Origin of the sequence: Deinococcus sedimenti, assembly GCF_014648135.1 — a bacterium.
Classification (GTDB): Bacteria; Deinococcota; Deinococci; order Deinococcales; family Deinococcaceae; genus Deinococcus; species Deinococcus sedimenti.
In genome coordinates this window covers 117,543-135,554 of sequence record NZ_BMQN01000002.1, presented here as the reverse complement: position 1 = coordinate 135,554, position 18,012 = coordinate 117,543, and the positions used below count along the sequence as shown (strand labels likewise).

The 18,012-nt window shown below is 69.9% G+C and carries 16 protein-coding genes; 10 read left to right on the top strand and 6 right to left on the bottom strand.

Features of this window, described 5'->3' with window-relative positions; genetic code table 11:
• The first annotated feature begins 151 nt into the window (after positions 1-151).
• Complete coding sequence (gene dnaG, locus IEY69_RS07375) at positions 152-1,930, top strand: DNA primase (RefSeq protein WP_189072507.1); 1,779 nt, start codon at positions 152-154, stop codon at positions 1,928-1,930.
• Positions 1,931-2,114: 184 nt separating this feature from the next.
• On the opposite strand, the gene IEY69_RS07370 is transcribed toward dnaG, so the two are convergent.
• The 4 genes from IEY69_RS07370 to ald all read right to left on the bottom strand — a co-directional run bounded on the left by IEY69_RS07370 (position 2,115) and on the right by ald (position 7,568).
• A complete protein-coding gene (locus tag IEY69_RS07370; RefSeq protein WP_189072506.1) occupies positions 2,115-3,008 on the bottom strand; it encodes an aldo/keto reductase in 894 nt (297 codons plus the stop codon).
• Between the two features lie 196 nt (positions 3,009-3,204).
• Complete coding sequence (locus IEY69_RS07365) at positions 3,205-5,067, bottom strand: ABC transporter ATP-binding protein (protein ID WP_373291006.1); 1,863 nt, start codon at positions 5,065-5,067, stop codon at positions 3,205-3,207.
• A 16-nt stretch (positions 5,068-5,083) separates the two neighbouring features.
• A complete protein-coding gene (locus IEY69_RS07360) occupies positions 5,084-6,301 on the bottom strand; it encodes a hypothetical protein (RefSeq protein WP_189072505.1) in 1,218 nt (405 codons plus the stop codon).
• Between the two features lie 160 nt (positions 6,302-6,461).
• Positions 6,462-7,568 carry an alanine dehydrogenase gene (gene ald, locus IEY69_RS07355; RefSeq protein WP_189072504.1) on the bottom strand — a complete coding sequence of 369 codons (1,107 nt, stop codon included), beginning with the start codon at positions 7,566-7,568 and terminating at the stop codon, positions 6,462-6,464.
• Positions 7,569-7,730: 162 nt separating this feature from the next.
• Here ald and IEY69_RS07350 point away from each other — a divergent pair, with 162 nt between their 5' ends.
• From IEY69_RS07350 to IEY69_RS07335, 4 genes are all read left to right on the top strand, one after another.
• The gene (locus IEY69_RS07350; RefSeq protein WP_110831178.1) at positions 7,731-8,201 is read left to right on the top strand and encodes an Lrp/AsnC family transcriptional regulator; all 471 of its coding nucleotides are present in this window, start codon (positions 7,731-7,733) and stop codon (positions 8,199-8,201) included.
• Between the two features lie 62 nt (positions 8,202-8,263).
• The gene (locus IEY69_RS07345; protein WP_229783729.1) at positions 8,264-9,001 is read left to right on the top strand and encodes a peptidylprolyl isomerase; all 738 of its coding nucleotides are present in this window, start codon (positions 8,264-8,266) and stop codon (positions 8,999-9,001) included.
• A gap of 63 nt (positions 9,002-9,064) precedes the next feature.
• Positions 9,065-9,724, top strand: coding sequence for a phosphatidylserine decarboxylase (locus IEY69_RS07340; protein ID WP_189072503.1), 660 nt, complete (start codon positions 9,065-9,067; stop codon positions 9,722-9,724).
• A gap of 112 nt (positions 9,725-9,836) precedes the next feature.
• Positions 9,837-10,769 carry a hypothetical protein gene (locus IEY69_RS07335; RefSeq protein WP_189072502.1) on the top strand — a complete coding sequence of 311 codons (933 nt, stop codon included), beginning with the start codon at positions 9,837-9,839 and terminating at the stop codon, positions 10,767-10,769.
• 120 nt (positions 10,770-10,889) lie between these two features.
• On the opposite strand, the gene IEY69_RS07330 is transcribed toward IEY69_RS07335, so the two are convergent.
• Entirely contained in the window at positions 10,890-11,330 is a 441-nt protein-coding gene (locus IEY69_RS07330; RefSeq protein ID WP_189072501.1) for an Hsp20/alpha crystallin family protein, read from the bottom strand.
• A 353-nt stretch (positions 11,331-11,683) separates the two neighbouring features.
• Here IEY69_RS07330 and pyrR point away from each other — a divergent pair, with 353 nt between their 5' ends.
• The 5 genes from pyrR to IEY69_RS07305 all read left to right on the top strand — a co-directional run bounded on the left by pyrR (position 11,684) and on the right by IEY69_RS07305 (position 16,797).
• Positions 11,684-12,232 (top strand): bifunctional pyr operon transcriptional regulator/uracil phosphoribosyltransferase PyrR, encoded by a 549-nt coding sequence (gene pyrR / locus IEY69_RS07325; RefSeq protein ID WP_189072500.1) that lies wholly within the window; start codon positions 11,684-11,686, stop codon positions 12,230-12,232.
• The gene (locus IEY69_RS07320) at positions 12,229-13,173 is read left to right on the top strand and encodes an aspartate carbamoyltransferase catalytic subunit (protein WP_189072499.1); all 945 of its coding nucleotides are present in this window, start codon (positions 12,229-12,231) and stop codon (positions 13,171-13,173) included. The genes pyrR and IEY69_RS07320 overlap by 4 nt, the downstream gene beginning before the upstream one ends.
• Before the next feature lie 3 nt (positions 13,174-13,176).
• Positions 13,177-13,842, top strand: a complete 666-nt coding sequence (locus tag IEY69_RS07315; RefSeq protein WP_189072498.1) for a metallophosphoesterase — start codon at positions 13,177-13,179, stop codon at positions 13,840-13,842.
• Positions 13,843-13,859: 17 nt separating this feature from the next.
• On the top strand, positions 13,860-15,119 hold the full coding sequence (locus IEY69_RS07310) for a dihydroorotase (protein ID WP_189072497.1): 1,260 nt from the start codon (positions 13,860-13,862) through the stop codon (positions 15,117-15,119).
• 109 nt (positions 15,120-15,228) lie between these two features.
• The gene (locus tag IEY69_RS07305; protein WP_189072496.1) at positions 15,229-16,797 is read left to right on the top strand and encodes a hypothetical protein; all 1,569 of its coding nucleotides are present in this window, start codon (positions 15,229-15,231) and stop codon (positions 16,795-16,797) included.
• Positions 16,798-16,800: 3 nt separating this feature from the next.
• Here the strand turns inward: IEY69_RS07305 and IEY69_RS07300 are convergent, their stop codons facing one another.
• A complete protein-coding gene (locus IEY69_RS07300; RefSeq protein WP_189072495.1) occupies positions 16,801-18,009 on the bottom strand; it encodes an NAD(P)/FAD-dependent oxidoreductase in 1,209 nt (402 codons plus the stop codon).
• Positions 18,010-18,012: the final 3 nt, after the last annotated feature.

Here is an 18,012-nt window from a genome sequence, read left to right as displayed (position 1 = left end):
CGTTCCCGTGCTGGACGTATGCCCCGGTGACTGTGTTTTTTTTACCGTCCTGGCGGTCATTTTTTCCCTCTGGCGGGTTGGGCGGGTGTGGGGTACACTGGGCGTCTCCGGGTGCCCTGTGGGGTGGCCGCTTGAAAGGGGGTGAGGGTGCATGGGAACGAAAGAAGAGGTTCGTTCACGCTTGAACATTGCGGATGTGGTGGGGGAGTACGTGCAGCTCTCCCCTGCCGGGCGCGGTCGCCTGAAGGGGTTGTGCCCGTTCCATAAGGAGAAGTCGCCGTCGTTCCAGGTGGATACGGAGCAGGGGTACTTCTATTGTTTCGGGTGTAAGGCGGGCGGGGACGTGTTCAGTTTCGTGCAGCGTACGGAGAACCTGAGTTTCGGGGATGCGATGCGGAAGCTCGCGGAGCGGGCGGGGATTCAGGTGGAGGCGCGGTACGGGGAGCGGTCGAGCCGGGACGTGTTCGATGTGAACGCGTTCGCGCTGGCGTACTTCCGTGAGCATCTGCACGGGCCTGCGGGTGAGGCGGCGTTGGCGTACCTGCGGCGGCGTGGTCTGACGGACGCGACGATCGAGTCGTTCGAGGTGGGCTTCGCGCCGGACGGCTGGGATGGGCTGCTGAAGCACGCGCGGGTGAAGGGCGTGTCGGAACGGCAGCTGCTGGAGGCGGGGCTCCTGATCGAGAACCCGGAGTCCGGGCGGGTGTACGACCGCTTCCGCGCGCGGGTGATGTTCCCCATCCGTGATCACCTGGGGCGGCTGGTGGGCTTCGGGGGGCGCGTGCTGGATGACAGCAAGCCGAAGTACCTGAACACTCCGGAGACGGACGTGTTCAGGAAGGGTGAGCTGCTGTACGGGCTGGACAAGGCGCGGCTGGGCCTGAAGAACGGCGGGGAACTGGTGGTGGTGGAAGGGTACATGGACGTGATCACCATGCACCAGCACGGGTTCACGGGGGCGGTGGCGAGTCTGGGGACGGCGTTGACGGCGGAGCACGCGACGCTGCTGGAGCGGCTGGGCGCGCAGAGTCTGGTGCTGCTGTTCGACCGTGACGAGGCGGGGTTGAAGGCGACCCTGTCGGGGCTGGATCAGGTGCTGGGCGCGAAGTTCCGCGTGCGCGCCACGAGCGTGCCCAGCGGGAAGGACCCGGCGGACACCCTCCTGGCCGGGGATACCGAGCTGCTGCAACGCGCGCTGAGCAGCGGTCTGGACGAGGTCCGGTACCGCGTGCAGGCCGCCATCGAACGGCACGGGGTGGGCACCAGCGAGGGCAAACGCCGCATCCTGATGGAGTTGCTGCCGCGCATGCAGAACCTCGATCCCCTGGACGAGATCGCCGAGGGTGTGCGCGGCGCGGCGTGCGAGACGCTGGGCATCAAGCCCGAGGCGCTCATGGAGTGGATCGCCAGCAAGGCCAAGCGCCGCACCCTGACGGACACGCACCTGGCGGGCATGACCACCGCGCGCGGCGAGGAGGACCGCGAGATGGCCCTCCTGAAGCAGCTGCTCGTGGACCCGTCCCTGCTGGCGAAACTGGACGGCAGCATGCCGTGGCGCAACGAATCGGTGCGCAAGGTGATGCTGGCCGCGCGCGGCGCGCAGACACCCGACGACATTCTGGACGTGTTCCGCGGCCAGCCCGAGGAGCAGATGCTGATCCGCCTGATGTTCGAGGGCCGCGACTCCGGCACGATCGGCCGGGAGAACAGCCACCAGTACGAGCAGAAAGTGAACGGGTACGCGGCGGCCGCCGTGGACGACATCCAGGTGACCCTCAGCATCGACGCGCTGCGCGCCGAGGTGGACCTCCTGAAAAAACAGGTGCCTTCCGCTGCACCGACCGAGCAGCTGGGCCTCCTGCGGCAGATTCAGGACCTCCAGCGCGCCATCGAAGCCGAAAAACGCGTGCGCGGGGCTGCGAGAGCCTAAGCGCCATGCCCCTCTCCCCTCATGGGAGAGGGTGCCCCGCAGGGGCGGGTGAGGGGGCGTGTGACCACCCGCCCCGCCCACCATCCTTTGCTCCTCCCCCTTGACCTGCAGAGCTGCGGAGCAGAGGGGGGCCTGATCTTTTCTCCTCCCCCTTGAGGGGGGAGGCCGGGAGGGGGTGTCGCCCTTACACTTCCCCGCCCCATTCCAGCCCGTGCTGCGTCCACGCGGCTTCGATGTGTGTGAGGACGTCGAGCGGCAGCGGGCCCTGCTGGACGAGGTCGATGTTCCGTTCGAGGTTCTGGATGTTGGCGGTGCCGACGATGGCGCTGTGGACGCCGGGGGCGTAGGCGGTGAAGCGGAGGGCGAGGTCGAACCAGTCGAGTCCGGCGTTCTGTCGGATGGTGTCGATGTTCAGGGTGCGGAGGCGGTCCCAGTACGTTTCGGCGTAGTCGCCGACTGGGCGTTCATGGAAGCGCCAGGCGGCGTTAGCGATGGGGCGTTTGGCGATGACGCCCATGCCGCTCTCGGTGGCGGCGGGGAGGAGTTGGCGGCGGCTGAACTGGTCGGCGAGGTTGACGCTGGTTTCGATGCTGCCGAAGCGGCCGCTCTGGATGGCCCAGGCGAGGGCTTCGTTCTCGCCGCTGTACGCGGCGACGCGGATGAGTCCGGCGGTGCGGGCGTCGTCGAGTGCGCCGAGGAGGTCGTCGCGGCGCAGGGTGTCGGCGGGGCAGGAGTGCAGGTGGAAGATGTCGATCCAGTCGCAGCGTAGTCGCGTGAGGGCCTGTTCGATGCCGAGGCGGATGGCCTGCGGCGTCCAGTCCTCGGCGCCGTCGACGCTGTACCCGCCTTTGCTGCTGAGGATGAAGTCGTGGCGGCGGTAGGCGAGGTGCCGTCCGATGCGTTCCTCGCTGAGGCCGTAGCCGCGCGCGGTGTCCACCAGGGTGATGCCCCGGTCGATGGCGCGGTTCAGGAGGGTGCCCGCGTGGTCTTCACTGAGGGTGCCGTCGCCGATCTGCCCGGCGCCGAGGCCGAGGACGCTGACGCGCAGGCCGGTGTTGCCGAAGTCCCGTTGTTCCATGACGGGTATTGTGCGTCGCCCATCTTCCTCAGGGATGAACTTGAATCCTGTGACCTTTGATCGATTTCCATATTCCCCTCTCCCCTCGTGGGGCTCGCAGAGCTGCGCAGCAGAGAGGGAGGGAGTCGCAAAGCGACGGAAGGGTGAGGGGGCCACCGGGCGGCCCGCTCGGGTCAGCCTTCGTCTGCGTCCCGGTTCAGCTGGTGGTGAGGTTCAGGTCGGCGTGGGCGTCCTGTTCGGCGCGGAACTGGAGTTCGTACAGGTCGCGGTACAGGCCCCCGGCGGCGAGGAGTTGCGCGTGGGTGCCGTCCTCGGTGACGCGTCCGGCGTCCATGACGAGGATGCGGTCGGCGTTCCGGATGGTGCTGAGGCGGTGGGCGATGACGAAGGTGGTGCGGCCCTGCATGAGGCGTTCCAGCGCGGCCTGCACGAGGGATTCGGATTCGTTGTCCAGGGCGCTGGTGGCCTCGTCGAGGATGAGAATGCGGGGGTCTTTCAGGATGGCGCGGGCAATGGCGACCCGCTGGCGTTGCCCGCCGCTGAGTTTCACGCCGCGTTCCCCCACGACCGTGTCGTACCCGTGCGGGAAGGCGCTGATGAACTCGTGGGCGTTGGCGGCGCGGGCGGCGGCCTCGACCTCGTCGGGTCTCGCGTCGGGGCGGCCGTACAGGATGTTCTCGCGGATGCTGCCGCTGAACAGCAGGGTCTCCTGCGGCACGAGGCCCACCTGGGCGCGCAGGTCGGTCAGGGCGTAGTCGCGCACGTCCCGCCCGTCGACGCGCAGGGTGCCGCCGGTGACGTCCCAGAAGCGCGGGATGAGGTTTACGAGGGTGGTCTTCCCCGCCCCGCTCGGCCCGACGAGTGCGACGACCTGCCCGGCGGGAACGTCCAGCGTCACGTCCCGCAGCACGGCGACCCGCGTCCCCTCGGCGCCACTGTCGGGGTCGCCGTCGTACGTGAAGGACACGCCGCCGAAGGACACGCGGCCCTCGGCGCGGGCCAGCGGGGCGGGCTGCGCGGGCTGCGGCAGGTCGCTGCGTTCGTCCAGCAGTTCGAAGATGCGGCCCGACGCGCCCAGCGCCTCCTGGAACTGGTTGAACACGCCGGTCAGCGCGACGACCGTGCCACCCACCTGCAAGGCGTAGAACAGGAACGTCACGAGGTTCCCCGGCGTGAGGCTGCCCGCCATGACCAGCCGCCCCCCGTACCACAGCACCACGGCCAGCGCGCCGAAGGTCAGGAAGCTCATCACGCCCGCCATGAGTGCCTGCAAGCGGGCGCGTTTCAGCGCGGCGAGGAAGCTCTGCGTGACGCCCTGCCCGTAGCGGCCCTCCTCCAGACCTTCAGCGGTGAAGCTCTGCACGACGCGCACGCCGCTGATGGCCTCCTCGGCGCTGGCGTTCGCGCCCGCCACGGCGTCCTGCACCTCGCGGCTCACGCGGCGGATGCGTTGCCCGATCGTCACCGCTGTCCCGATCACCAGCGGGATAACGGCCAGGGTCAGCAGGCTCAGGCGCGGACTGGTCGTCACGAGCAGCACCACCGCACCCACCAGACTCACGGACTGCGCCGCCAGTTGCCCCAGCGCCGTGCTCGTCACCGTGTACACCGTGCCCACGTCCGACGTGAGGCGGCTGGTCAGGTCCCCGGTCTTGTGCTCCCCGAAGAAGCGCGGCGAGAGCGTCAGCAGGTGCGCGAACACCGCCCGGCGCAGGTCCGCCACCACACCCGCCCCCACCCGCGACAGCAGGAACGACTGCGCCGCCCCGAACAGTGCCGACAGCGCGAAGATGCCCAGCAGCGCCACCACCGTCCGGTCCAGCTGCGACGTGTCCGTCGACCCGACCTTCAGGAACGACGCGTCGATCAATCGCCCGAACAACGCCGGGAACACCAGATTCAACCCACTCGATACCAGCGTCGCCACCACACCCAGCGCGAACACCCACCGGTACGGCCGCGCGAACGCCAGCAGGCGCATCAGCTGGCGCGGATCGCGTTTCACGCGCGGCGCGTCCGGAGTCAGGGGTGGGGCGGCACGACCGGGGCGGGAGAACATGCGTACAGGGTACGCGTCACTTCAGGCCCTGACCGATCAGGCTGCTCGTCAGGGGCCGCACCCAGCACTCGCCACCGTCCTCGGCGTCCTTCCCGGCCGCTCTACTGATGACGCTGCCGATCACGCGGTTGGTCAGGTAGATGCCCGGGCTCTGGAACTGGTCCAGTTTCGCGATGCCCATGTCCCGGCCCTGCTCGACCACGCAGGCCGTCAGGTCGCCCGCGTCGTTTTTCAGCAGGAAGTACACCTGCTCGTCCTTCGTTCCGGCCTTGGACCGCCAGACGTTCATGACGCCGCTCGACGGGCCGAACCAGCCGCCCACGAACGAGCCGGGTTCACCGGCGGTGTCGCCCAGCAGGCCCCGGAAGGTGCCCTGGGGCAGCTGCACCTCCCACAGCTGGCCCACGTTCAGGGGCAGCGGCCAGCGGGGCACGGTGCTCACGGCCTGCGGGGCGCCGCTGCGGGCGGAGCGCAGGATGCACTCCCCCAGGCTACCCTCCACGGCCGTGTCCTGGCCGTTCATGTAGCGGCCGACGAGGAAGGCGGTTCCGGTCTGGTCCTCGCGGCTGACCGTGCAGTAGCGCCAGACGTTCGTGGTCTTCCCTTCGAGCAGGGCGAGCGTGAAGCTCTTGTCGTCCCGGACAGTCAGGACCCGGCCGGCTGCGTTGGCGGTGGTCAGGTTCGCCAGGCCCGACCGGCCCCAGCTGCCGGGCTGGTCGTTGCCGGTCAGGCGTACGGCCAGCGGGCCGTCGGGCGTGTCCAGTTCCCATTCCAGCGTGGAGGGCACGGCCGTCCAGTTCAGGGGGCGGGTGGCGGGCAGCGCGTCGGCGGTGTACAGGCGGCAGGGTCCCGCGCCGTTGGTTTCCTTGGGGGTGGAGAGGTTCACGAGCGACTCGCCGGTCAGTTCCCGCACGCCGGAGCGGAGCTGCGCGGCGGGAATGTCGCACGTCCAGCGGACCTTGCCGTCCACGCCCAGCAGGCGCAGCCGGTCGGCGGAGTGAATCACGAACGCGGTCATGGCGCGCCCGCCGCCGGTCAGCGTGCCGACGGAGTCGCCATCCTTGTCGGTTTCCCGCGCGACGTACTGCATGACCTGCCCGGCGATGATGGCGGTCCAGGTGGTGCCGGGCTGCGGGTGCGGCTGGGCGTTCTGTGCGCCCGACATGCCGCTCAGGCCGAGGGTGACGGTCAGGGCCAGGCGGGTCAGGGGGCGGATCGCGGTGGGGTGTGCCACAGGGGTCTCCTTTGTCCGCCCGTTCCGGGCGGTGGCCCGCATGATGCGTGCAGGCCGGGGACACTTGTGAGGACACTTGCAGGCGAACCGGGTCCGGGGCGCGCAGCAGGACCGGCAGGCCGTCCCCTGATCGGGACGACCTGCCGGTCGGTGTGGAAGGTCAGGCCAGCGCGGTTTCGGGCGCCACGTAGGGCAGTTCGAACGCGTCGGCGACGCCCTGGTACGTGAGTTTGCCCTGGTGGGTGTTCAGGCCGAGCATCAGGGCCTTGTTGCGGTGCAGGGCGCTGGCGCCGTGGTCGGCGAGGAGCAGCGCGTACGGGAGGGTCTGGTTGGTCAGCGCGAAGGTGCTGGTGCGGGGGACGGCGCCGGGCATGTTGGCCACGCCGTAGTGGATGACGCCGTCGACGGTGTAGGTGGGGTCGTCGTGGGTGGTGGCGTGGATGGTCTCGACGCAGCCGCCCTGGTCGACGGCGACGTCGACGATGACGCTGCCTTCGGGCATGAGTTTCAGCATGTCGCGGGTGACGAGGTGGGGCGCTTTGGCACCGGGGATGAGGACGCCGCCGATGAGGAGGTCGGTGGTGGGGAGCAGGTCGCGGATGTTGGCTTCGCTGCTCATCATGGTGGTGATCTTGCCGAAGAAGACGTCGTCGAGGTACGCGAGGCGGCGCTGGCTCACGTCGAGGATGGTGACTTTGGCGCCGAGGCCCATGGCCATCTTGGCGGCGTTGGTGCCCACCACCCCGCCGCCGATGATGGTGACGTGGCCGGGTTGCACGCCGGGGACGCCGCCGAGGAGGACGCCGCGTCCGCCGACGGGTTTCTGGAGGTGGTACGCGCCGGCCTGGACGCTGAGGCGGCCTGCGACCTCGCTCATGGGGGTCAGCAGCGGCAGGCTGCCGTCGTCGAGCTGGACGGTCTCGTAGGCGACGCCGGTGGTGCCGCTCTGCAGCAGGGCGTCGGTGAGGGGGCGGTCGGCGGCGAGGTGCAGGTACGTGAACAGCAGGAGGTCGGGGCGGAGGTAGTGGTATTCGCTCTGGATGGGTTCCTTGACCTTCACGACCATCTCGGCGGCCCAGGCGTCGTCGGCGCTGCCGAGGGTAGCGCCGGCGCTCACGTAGTCCTGGTCGGCGATGCCGCTGCCGAGGCCTGCGCCGTGCTGGACGGTGACGGTGTGGCCGCGGCGGACGAGGGTGGCGACGCCGCCGGGGGTGAGGGCGACGCGGTTTTCCTTGACCTTGATTTCTTTCGGGAGTCCGATGTGCATGGTGTGACCTCGCGGGCCGTGCAGGTGTCTCCTGCCGGCGGGTTGATGCTGTGTTGAACGCAAGATTAACAGTTAGTGACGCAATCAGGATTGCCCGCATATGCCCTTTTCGGGCCATACCCCGCAACGGGGTTGCGCCGATCTGCTAGAATGCGCCTTATCATGTCTCAGAGTGATCTGGATGCCATCGACCGGCAGATTCTGGGGATCCTGCAACGGGACGCCCGCATTCCGAACACGGAACTCGCGGACGAGATCGGCCTGACCCCCGCCCCCACCCTCCGCCGCGTACGCCGCCTGGAAGAGGAGGGCGTCATTCAACGGTACGTGGCGCTGCTCGACCCGAAGACCGTCGGGCGCGAACTGATGGTCATCGTGCGCGTCACGCTGGACAAGCAGACCAAGGCGGGCTTCGAGGAGTTCGCGAAGAAGATGCAGGACCGCCCCGAGGTGCTCGAATGCTTCCTGTGCCTGGGGGACATCGACTACCTGCTGAAAGTGTCCGTGCCGGATCTGGACGCGTACCAGCACTTCCTGGTGAACACCCTGGCCGCCATTCCCGGCGTGCGGAACACCGCCAGCACGATCGTCGTGAAGCAGGAGAAGTACACGACCAGCCTCCCGCTGGAGTGAAGCCCAACCGACGTTGGGCCGCCTGTGCCGCGCCTCTCATGGACGCTGTGGAAGACTGGGGCATGTCCCGACGTGCCCTGATCGCCACTTCCGTCCTGCTGGGTGCCGCGCTGGTCGCCTGCGCGCCCGCCGCCACCACCGCCCCGGCCACCACGCCGCCGGTGACCGCCGCTCCGGCTCCGGTCACGCCCGTGCCGGTCTCCCCTGCCCCGGTGCTGAGCTTCCAGCCCATGAAGGAACTGACGCAGGCCCCGGTGCGCTCGTTCAGCAGTGCGCCCGCGCGGATCATCGACCCGAACAAGCGCTACCGCGCGGTCCTGAAGACCAGTCAGGGCGACGTGACCCTGGACCTGTACCCGAAGGTCGCGCCGGTCGCCGTGAACAACTTCGTGTTCCTCGCGCTGAACCACTTCTACGACGGCACGCGCTTCCACCGCGTGATCGACGGGTTCATGGCGCAGGGCGGCGACCCCCTGAGCGCCGACCCAGCGCAGCAGGCCCGCTGGGGGACGGGTGGCCCCGGTTACCAGTTCAGCGCGGAACTCGTCAACGGCGTGCGCTTCGACAGGGCGGGCGTGCTGGGCATGGCGCGATCGCAGAGCCTCGACTCGCAGGGCAGCCAGTTCTTCATCACGGTCGCGCCCGCCGACTTCCTCAGCAGCAGCTACACGGTGTTCGGGCAGGTCATCGCCGGGCAGGACGTCCTGAACCGCCTGCAACGCAACTACACCGGCAGTGGCGCGATTGCCGGGACAGGTGCGGACACGCTGCTGGGCGTGCAGATCCTCCAGGAGCAGTAAGGCCTGCTCATCCCCAAGATTCTCTCTCCCCGGCGCGGCGCGCGTGCCCTTTAGACTGTGGGCATGCGTGTTCGCCGTCTGATTCCTGTTGCGTTGGCTGCTGGCGCGGCCCTGTACCTGCGGGGCGTGTACCGCTACCGTGACCCGGTGCGCCTCCCGAAGGTGAACGAGGGTGAGGTCCTGAGTGCCGCCGACGGCGTGGTGGGCTTCGTGCGGCGTGTGGAGGATGGCCGCGCGGACGGGCTGGACGTTCCGGCGCTGCTGGGCACGCCGGGCGCGGCGGACGGCTGGCTGATCGGGGTGCCCGTGGGGCCGCTGGACGTGCACTACGTGTTCCAGCCGGTGTCGGGCGCGGTGTCGTACGCGACGCACGTGGGCGCGCGGGTGAACGTGCCGCTGCTGAACACGGCGGGCACGCTGGGCGTGCTGGCGGGCCGCGCGGTGGACGCCCTGTCGTCGCGCGGGGCGCTGGAGAACGAGCGGCAGGCGGCGGTGGTGGGCACGCCGGGCGGGGACGTGACGGTGACGCTGGTGGCGGGCCGCGCGGGCCTGAGCGGCACGTCGTTCACGCGGGAGGGGGACGAGGTGCGCGCCGGGTACAAGGCCGCGTTCCTGCAGCAGGGTGGGTTGGTGCTGCTGCACGTGCCGCTGGCGTTCACGCCTGCCGTGAGCGTGGGGGACCGCGTGACGGGCGCGGAGACGGTCGTGGCCCGCCGGAGCTGAACGGCCAGGACTGAACAGGCGGGGCTGAACGCCGCAGCGGTCACGGAGCGTACAGGGCGGGGTGGGGTATGCTGCCCGGCCCGGCCGGAACCGGGAAGAGGGGGGTGACGTGATGACGGAAGCAGGCAGGGAGAGGTCGGAGCGGCACTCGCCGGAACGGGTCGCGGAGCGGCTGGTGGCCGACCGCAAGGTGCGCGCCGTGGCGCAGGCGGGCAGTTTCGGCACGGAGTTCCAGTGGGCGGGGAGCGTGCCGACGTTCGTGACGTTCGAGCGGGGCCTGCTGAGTGCCCATTCGGACGCGCGGGCGGGCGTGATCGTCGAGCGCTTCCCGTTCGAGCAGCTGGAGGCGTGGCGGGACTGGGACGCGGCCCGCGCGGAGGCGCCGCTGGCGCTGCTGGCGACCAGCCGCGTGCTGTACGACCCGACCGGGCATTACGGGCGCATCCAGCGGACGCTGTGGAACCTCAGCGCGTCGCAGCGGGCGGCGCACCGCGCGGAGCTGCTGCTGGGCGCGCAGGACGCCCTGAGCGCCGCGCGGGCCGCGCATACGGGCGCGGGGCATGGCGTGCAGGAGCAGCTGCTGGCCCTCGCGGACGCCCGCGACATCGCCCTGACGCGCCTGTACCCGGCGCTGCTGACCTGGGTGCACCTCTGGCCGGAGTTCGAGATCCGCCTGCCGCACGCGTGGCGCGCCTCGGCGGGCCTGCGCTTCCCGAAGGCCGTGAATCACCTGGAGAGCCTGTACGCGTTCGGCGGCGAACCCGAGGCGCGGCGGGTGCTGCTCGCCACGCGCGGCCTGGGCCTCGTCGAACAGGAACGCCGCGCGCGGTCCGCGTTCCAGGCCGGGTACTACGACGGCGCGGTGCGCTACCTGCGTGACGAGACCGCCCGCACGCACCGCGCCGACCTGCACAACTGGCTGAACCTCACGCCCGCGCGGCGCGAGAAGCTCGGCACGCTGATGGGCGTCACGCGCTCCCCGCTGGGCCCGGCGGCGCTGAACATCGTGCAGGAGCTGCTGGAAGCCGTCCGTGAAGGCGAGTGAGTGGGAAGTGGTGAGTGGGAAGTGGAACGGCGACCCATCCACTTCCCACTTCCTACTCCCCACTGACAGAACAGGCAGGGCGAGCCGATCAAATGGCTCGCCCTGCTGCTGAGTTCGGGCTTACGCGCTGGCGGTGTCGGTGTCGAGGACGTGGCCGGTGCGGACGGTGATGGTGCGTTTCTGCGCGGCCTCGCTGCGGGGCACACGGAGGGTCAGGGTGCCGTGTTGCAGGTCCGCCTCGACCTTCGTCAGGTCGTACTTGGCGGGGACGCTGAAGGTGCGGGCGAGGGTGCCGTGGGCGCGTTCGACGCGGTGGGCGGTGCGGCCCTCGCGGCGGTCGTAGGTGCGGGTGGCCTGGACGGTCAGGGTCTGGTTTTCCGCTTCGATCTGCACCTGGTCGGGGCTGACGCCGGGCAGGTCGAGGGTGAGTTCGAGGCCGTGCTCGTCCTCGTGGACGTCGACGGGCGGGGCGAAGCGGGCGGGCGCGGTGGGCTGGCCGAAGGCGCGGTCCATGCGCTGGGTGAGTTCCTCGATTTCACGGAAGGGATCGAATCGCATCATCACTGTACCTCCTGAGACTGGAAGCGCGCCGCACTCTTGCATGACATCTGAGTGCCTTGCGCTCAACTGCAGTCATAGTAAAACCTGAGTGCCATCATGTCAAGTTTGGTGCGCCGCACCCTCCCCCGCCGGGCCGGACAGGCGACATGACACCCCGGCGCCCGGCGGTGTACACTCCACGAGGCCCGCCGCCTGGCGCGACCCACAACTCCACACCACGTCCCTTTCCCGGCAGTCCCGTGAGGCTGCACCCGCCCCGTGAGGCAGGAGAAGGAGCCCCATGAACCACCCAACCCCGACCCGTCAGCCCGCGCTGCACGGCCTTTTTTTTATGGCCCGCACCGGAGGACACCGTGACGCCTAAAGCCACGATCCTCACCGCCGACGAGGTCCGCCGCGCCCTGACCCGCATCGCGCACGAGATCATCGAACGCAACAAGGGCGCCGAGAACCTCGCCCTGATCGGCGTGCACACCCGCGGCATCCCCCTGGCCCGCCGCCTCGCCGAGAAACTCAGCGCGCTCGAAGGCGTGGACGTCCCCACCGGCATGCTGGACATCACCCTGTACCGCGACGACCTCAGCGAGGTCGCCCAGCAGCCCATCATCCGCGAAACGCAGGTGCCGTTCGACCTGCGCGACCGCCGCGTGATCCTCGTGGATGACGTGCTGTACACCGGCCGCACCGTCCGCGCCGCACTCGACGCCCTGATCGACCTCGGCCGCCCCGCCGGGATCCAGCTGGCCGTCCTCGTGGACCGCGGGCACCGCGAACTGCCGATCCGCGCGGACTACGTCGGCAAGAACCTCCCCACCGCCGCCACCGAGGTCGTCAAGGTCAAACTGCAGGAAAGTGACGGCGTGGACAGCGTCGAACTGTGGGACATGGAGGCGCTGCGATGAACGCGCCGACCAGCATGGGCCCCCGCCCCCCCCACCTCCTGGACTTCCAGGAATGGACGCCCGAACGCCTGAACGCCATCCTCGACAACGCCGACACCATGCTCCAGGTGCTCGACCGGCCCGTGAAGAAGGTCCCGGCCCTGCAGGGCCTGACGGTCTGCAACGCGTTCTTCGAGAACAGCACCCGCACCCGCACCAGCTTCGAACTGGCCGCGCGGCGCATGAGCGCCGACGTCCTCACGTTCGCCGCCGGGGCCAGCAGCGTCAGCAAGGGCGAATCCTTACGCGACACGCTGGAAGTCCTGACCTCCTACAAGGTCGACGCGTACATCGTCCGCCACCACGCCGCCGGTGCCGCGCACCTGGTGGCGCGCTACAGCGGCAAACCCGTCATCAACGCCGGGGACGGCCGCCGCGCCCACCCCACCCAGGCGCTGCTCGACGCGTACACCATCCGCCAGGAATACGGCAGCCTGGAAGGCAAGAAAGTCGCCATCCTCGGCGACGTCCGCCACAGCCGCGTCGCCCGCAGCAACGCCGAACTGCTGCCCAAACTGGGCGCGCAGGTCGTCCTGTGCGGCCCCGCCACCCTCCTCCCCGCCGGCCTCGCCAGCATGCCCGGCGTGACCCTCACCACCGACCCCAAGGAAGCCGTGCGCGGCGCCCACGCCGTCATGGCCCTGCGCCTCCAGCGCGAACGCATGAGCGGCGGGTTCCTCGGCAGCCTCCAGGAATACGCCGACACCTACCAGGTCAACGACGCCCTGCTGAAAGAAGCCGAGAGCGGCGCGATCGTCCTGCACCCCGGCCCCATGAACCGCGACCTGGAAATCAGCAGCGACGCCGCCGACGGCCCCCAGAGCCGCATCCTGAAACAGGTCGAGAACGGCCAGGCCATCCGCATGAGCGTCCTCTACCACCTGCTCGTCGGACGGAACTGACCCTTGCCGGGCGCGCCCTCCATCGTGGTGCCGGACATCCACGGCTGCTCCCACTTCCTGGAGTGGGTGGAGGCGCGCTTCCCGGACCGTTCGCTGATCCTGCTGGGCGACCTGCTGCACCGGGGCCCGGATTCACGCGCGGCCCTGCGGCGCGCCCTGAACTGGGCCGAGTCGGGCCGCGCGACGCTGCTGTGGGGCAACCACGAACACTGGGTCTGCACCGAGGGCCTGAACCTGACGGGCCGAGCCCGCACCGCGTGGTTCCGCGAGCACGAGACCGAGGTCGTCGCCCAGTACGAGGCGGCCGGGGATGACCTGAACGCCTTCATCACCGATCTGGAACGCTTCCGGGCGCTGGCGCGGCCGTACGTCGTGGAAGGGCCGATGCTGTGCGCGCACGCGGCCCGTCCCAGCCTGGGCGCGCACGCCGACGACCTGCTGGACACCGGGTACCTGTGGGACACGCCCGACATGGGCCTGCACCCCCTACCCACGCACCTGCACCCTGCCCTGACGTACTCGGTGCACGGCCACAAACCGCAGCGCGAACCGGTCGTGGACCTGCGCGGCGAGGGCGTGGTGTACCTCGATCTCGGCTCGGCGTCCACCGGTCGCTTCGGCGTGTGGGACGCCCAGTCCAGATCCATTCATCTGTACGACGAGTCCTGAGGCTCGCTGGAGGACACATGATCACGATTACGAATATCAAGCGCGTCGGGTCGGAGAAGACCGAGAGCGTCACCATCGAGGGCGGCCTGATCAAGGGCTGGAACCTTCCGGAAGAAGGGCAGGTCATCGACGGGCAGGGCGGCACGGTCGCGCCCGCGCTGATCGAGCTGCACGCGCACCTGCGGGAGCCGGGGCAGACGGAGAAGGAGGACCTGAGCAGTGGTCTGGCGGCGGCGGCGGCCGGTGGGTACGGCACGGTGGTCAGCATGCCGAACACGAGCCCCGTGGTGGACGATCCGGCGATCGTGCGGACGCTGATTGAGAAGGCGGCGGGGCTGGGCTTCGCGCGCCTGCGTCCGGCGGCGGCGCTGACGAAGGGGCAGAAGGGCGAAGAACTGGCCGAACTGACCTACCTGAAGGAGGCAGGTGCGGCGATGTTCACGGATGACGGGCGCACGAACGAGAACGCCCGCACGCTGCGCCTGGGTCTGGAGACCGCCGGGAGCCTGGGGATGGTGATCAGCGTGCACGCCGAGGACGCCACCCTGCGCGCGGACGGCGTGATGAACGAGGGGCCGGTCAGTGAGGCGCTGGGCCTGCCGGGCAACCCGGCCTCGGCGGAGGCGGCGCGCGTGGCGCGGGATATCGAGATCGTGGCGGGCCTGCACGCGCAGGGCGTCCCCGCGCGGCTGCACATCCAGCACCTGAGCACGGCGCGCGCGCTGGATCTGGTGCGCGCCGCGAAGGCGCAGGGCCTCCCGGTGACCTGCGAGGTCTGCCCGCACCACCTGACCCTGACGGACGAGGCGCTGCGCTCCTTCGACGCGATCTACAAGGTCGCGCCGCCCCTGCGCACGCAGGCGGACGCCGACCACCTGCTGGAGGGCCTGCGGGACGGCAGCGTGGACTGCATCGCGACGGATCACGCGCCGCACACCCGCGCGGAGAAGGAACGCGACCTGCTGGACGCCCCCAGCGGCATCGCGTACATCGAACTGGCGTTCCCGCTGATGTACACCCGCTTCGCGGACACGCTGGGCCTGGACCGCATCCTGGACCTGATGACCGCCGCCCCGGCGCGCGTCATGGGCTGGGACGAACCCACCCTGGACGCGGGCGCGAAGGCCGATCTGGTCATCCTCGACCTGACCACCGAACGCCCCGTCAACCCCGCCGAATTCAAAAGCAAGGCGAAATTCACCCCCTGGGCGGGCGAGACCCTGAAAGGCTGGCCGGTCCTGACCATCGTGGACGGCCGGGTCGCGTACCAGCGGTAAGGTCCGCAGAGGGCCGGGGGGCGTTCCAGGTCACGCGGCCGGAACGCCCCTCCTCTCTTGGTCCGGAACTGTCCCCGTAAGTGTCCCGGCCCGTCCGTAGGCTGTGAGCATGCGAAGACACGGTGCCGCCGCCCTGCTGACCCTCGCCCTGACCGCCTGCACCGGTGGGGGTGGAGGTGGCCCCACGCCCACCCCGCAGGCGCCCGCCACGCCCCAGTACACGGGGACAGTACTGGACACGCTGAGCGTACCGGCCGGGTGCGTCCTCGACTCGAACTCGGAGATCAGCAGCTGGCACCCGGCCGGCTTCCAGCCGGATGGCCGGGGCGGCGCGCTGCTGGGCCTGCGCTGCCGCGCCGCCGACGGACAAGAGTACCTGCGGACGGTGTACCGCCTGAACGCGGCGGGCGTGCAGGTGGCAGCCGAGGCCCCAGCCGACATGACCGGGTACGGCGTGAACGGCGCGGGGCTGTACTTCATGGGTAGCCAGCTCGACTTCGGGCCGGTGCCTTATGTCACAGCCCAGGGCGAACGGTTCTTGACGCCATACTTGTACGAACCGGATATCGTCAACGGCTTCCTGAGTAACCGCGCATCCCTGAACCGCGTGGACGAGGACGGCACCGTGCACGGCTCGCACCGCTACCGGAAACTGAACGACGACGCCCCGTCCGAAGACCGGGGGGGCTACAGCTGGACGTGGCGGCCCGGCCAGGAGCGGCGGCAGGTGCGGGCCTTCGAGTACAAGTCCACCTCCGCTTCCCATCCCTACGTGGACGTGGTGCCGGGCCAGCCGGGCAGCGGCGAGGAGATCGCATTCATGCCGCACGGCAACACGGTGGCGCTGCGGGGCCTGCTGGTGCGCGCCGACGGCTCCTTCGAGACCCTGCCCACGAAGTCCATCAAGGAGCGCGAACTCAGCGTGGAGCGCTGGACGCCTGGCGGCTACGTGGTCACGTACGCGAACGAACTCAACGGCGCGCTCGTGTACAGCGGGTACTTCCTGTGGCACGGCGGCGTGCGCAGCGACCGCGTGGGCGTGCTGGAACACGTCGCCGCCGACGGAGACGCCGTGGTGTCCGTGAACAACCGGACGCTGCTGCGGCGGCCCGGCGGTGAGGAGTACGAGCTTCCGCGGGTCGACCGCGATGTCTCGGCGAGCGAACTCCAGTACGTCGCCGCGGGCGGCGGGATCGCCTACGCCGTGGCGGGCACCCGCGTGTACCGCTACGCGGCCCCGAACCTGAGCCCGAGCGGCACCCTGACCCTGAGTGGGGTGACGCCAGCCGATCAGCTGGCAGCGGATCCCCTGCCTGGTGCCGGGGCGCGGGCCACGCGCCGCGCGGACGGGTCGCACCTGAGCGTGAAGCTCTCCGCGCCGGTGGCGGGGCACCAGCGGACACTGTTCCTGACGCTGCACGGGTCGCTCGCGGCGGGGCAGACGTTCACGCTGGGCGGCGCGTCCGGCGCGCAGGTCACCGGGGCGACGTTTACCGACATCCGCACGAGTCCGGTCAAGGTGAACACGCTGTTCGCCCGGAGTGGCACGGTCACGCTGGACGGCTGGACGGGCGGCAGTGCGAAACTCACCCTGCGGAACGTGGTGCTGGGCGGGAACGCCGGGCAGTCGGTGACGCTGAGCGGCACGCTGACGCTGCCCGAGGTGGAGCTGGAATAGTCGTCAGCGGTCCAGCCGGAAGATCCGCAGGTCGTCACTCTCCTCTCCCTGGATCAGTCCGGTGAGGAGGCGGGCGGCCTGCACGCTGTACGTGATGCCGTTTCCGCCGTACCCGAGGGCGAACAGTAGGCGGTCGCCCTTGTCACGGGGGCCGATGTATGCGAGGCCGTCCTTGGTTTCGCCGAAGGTGCCGGCCCAGGCGAAGGCCGTTTCGGGGTGGAGGTGAGGGAGGAGCTTCCCGAGTTTGCGTTCGAGGCGTTTCTGCTTGGCGTTCAGGGCGCGTTCGCGGCGGACGGGGTTGTGGTGGTTGTCGTCCTCGCCGCCGATGACGACGCGGCCGTCCCCGGTGGTGCGGGCGTACAGGTACGGGCGGGCGGTTTCCCAGATGAGGCAGCCGGTGGGCCACAGTTCGCCGTCCGTCTGTTCGATGGGTTCGGTCGCCAGGGCGTAGGAGTTCTTCAGCTGCGCGAGGCGTTTCCCGAGGAATTTCTCGGCCTCGTACCCGGTGGCGACGATGACCCAGCGGGCCTGGATCTTCGCGTGCCGGTCGGTGTGGGCGGTGAATTCGGTGCGGTGCTCGTCCAGGCGGGTGACCTCGGTGCGGTCGTACACCCGCGCGCCGCGCGACTGCGCGCGTTGCAGGAGGTGCTGCGCGAGGCGGTACGGGTCGACCTCGCCGCCGTCGGGGCTGAACAGCGCGGCGGGCGCGGTGATCCCGAAACGAGCCTTGAGGCTGCGGGCGTCGAGGTGTTCGACGTTCAGTCCGGCGCGGGTGCGGGCGGCGTGTTCCTGCGCGAGCATGCGGGCGTCGCGGCGGGTGCTGGCGTAGTACAGGCTGCCCCGTTCGCGGAAGCCGCAGTCGTCGGGCAGTTCGGCGGTCAGGTCGCGGACCAGGTCGATGGCGTCGCGGCACAGGTGGTAGGCGCGTTCCGCGTCGGCCTGCCCGATCATGGGGATCAGGTCCACGAGGTTCGTGTCGATCTCGTACTGCAGCAGGGCGGTGCTGGCGCTGGTGCTGCCGAACGCGGCGTCGCGCAGGTCGGTCACGACGACGTCCAGCCCGGCGGCACTCAGACGGTCGGCGAGCAGAGCGCCGGTGATGCCCGCCCCGATGACGAGCACGTCGGCGCGTTCGTCGCCGCTCAGGGGCGGGTAGGTGTGCATGAGGCCGTTCGTGAGGGGCCAGAACGCTCGTCCGCTGCGCAGATCCATACG

Bases quoted from the DNA above. Each gene is read 5' to 3' on its own strand.
- dnaG (WP_189072507.1), top strand. From the start codon at position 152: ATGGGAACGAAAGAAGAGGTTCGTTCACGCTTGAACATTGCGGATGTG.
- IEY69_RS07370 (WP_189072506.1), bottom strand. From the start codon at position 3,008: ATGGAACAACGGGACTTCGGCAACACCGGCCTGCGCGTCAGCGTCCTC.
- IEY69_RS07365 (WP_373291006.1), bottom strand. From the start codon at position 5,067: ATGTTCTCCCGCCCCGGTCGTGCCGCCCCACCCCTGACTCCGGACGCG.
- ald (WP_189072504.1), bottom strand. From the start codon at position 7,568: ATGCACATCGGACTCCCGAAAGAAATCAAGGTCAAGGAAAACCGCGTC.
- IEY69_RS07350 (WP_110831178.1), top strand. From the start codon at position 7,731: ATGTCTCAGAGTGATCTGGATGCCATCGACCGGCAGATTCTGGGGATC.
- IEY69_RS07345 (WP_229783729.1), top strand. From the start codon at position 8,264: ATGTCCCGACGTGCCCTGATCGCCACTTCCGTCCTGCTGGGTGCCGCG.
- IEY69_RS07340 (WP_189072503.1), top strand. From the start codon at position 9,065: ATGCGTGTTCGCCGTCTGATTCCTGTTGCGTTGGCTGCTGGCGCGGCC.
- IEY69_RS07335 (WP_189072502.1), top strand. From the start codon at position 9,837: ATGACGGAAGCAGGCAGGGAGAGGTCGGAGCGGCACTCGCCGGAACGG.
- IEY69_RS07330 (WP_189072501.1), bottom strand. From the start codon at position 11,330: ATGATGCGATTCGATCCCTTCCGTGAAATCGAGGAACTCACCCAGCGC.
- IEY69_RS07320 (WP_189072499.1), top strand. From the start codon at position 12,229: ATGAACGCGCCGACCAGCATGGGCCCCCGCCCCCCCCACCTCCTGGAC.
- IEY69_RS07310 (WP_189072497.1), top strand. From the start codon at position 13,860: ATGATCACGATTACGAATATCAAGCGCGTCGGGTCGGAGAAGACCGAG.
- IEY69_RS07305 (WP_189072496.1), top strand. From the start codon at position 15,229: ATGCGAAGACACGGTGCCGCCGCCCTGCTGACCCTCGCCCTGACCGCC.
- IEY69_RS07300 (WP_189072495.1), bottom strand. From the start codon at position 18,009: ATGGATCTGCGCAGCGGACGAGCGTTCTGGCCCCTCACGAACGGCCTC.